This is a genomic window from Pseudomonas fluorescens, assembly GCF_902497895.1.
GTDB lineage: Bacteria > Pseudomonadota > Gammaproteobacteria > Pseudomonadales > Pseudomonadaceae > Aquipseudomonas > Aquipseudomonas fluorescens_BP.
Window position 1 is genome coordinate 1 of the sequence record NZ_CABVHQ010000165.1, and the last position, 689, is coordinate 689.

Below are 689 nucleotides of genomic sequence, written 5' to 3' on the forward strand. Positions count from 1 at the left end.
GATGGAGAGGTGGTGGCTTATCGCATCGACACGCACTCGCCAACCACGGCCTACTGGGTCCACAAGCTGTCCGTAAAGAAACCCTTCTCGCGCAATTTCGTGCTGGTCCGCCATCGCCTGCAAGCGCCGAAGCTCGAGGGCAGCCCGGACACGCCGCCGAGCCTGACCTTCTACAGCCTGTACCTGCACCTGCAGGACTGGGCGGTTTACCAGGAGGATGCCGCCCTGGTCCGCCCGGCATTCTGGCCCGAGGCGGCGGTCCGTCGGGTCAAGGCGACGGTGAACGACGTACGCCCCGGCCAGCCAACGCAACGCGGCCTGAACGTACGCAACCAGGCGCGGCGGCAGGGCAAGGTGCTCGACCTCCTGCCACGGGGGGCGGAGGTGACGGTCAGCGGCGACGGAGACTACCGCAAGCTGGAAAGCACCCTTGGGCCGGCCAAGCTGACCAACGCCGAGGGTTCGCTGCGCGGCTATGTTTCCATCAGCGATCTGAGGCAGATTGCCGGTGACCAATATCAGGTCGCGACACGCTGGGGCTCGCTCGACGTCTACGCCGAACCGAGCCTTCACAGCGCCGTTCTCACGAAACTGCCGGATGGCACGCAAGTCAGGGTCAGCGGTGAAGGCGACTACCGCAAGCTGGAACGCATCGACCAGTACGTGCATTTCAAATCGCTGCAAGGCGC

Annotated in this window: 1 pseudogene; it reads left to right on the forward strand. The window is 65.0% G+C overall.

Annotation, left to right across the window (positions count from 1 at the left end):
• Positions 1-689: pseudogene (locus F8N21_RS30690) on the forward strand (SH3 domain-containing protein); the annotation flags it as partial.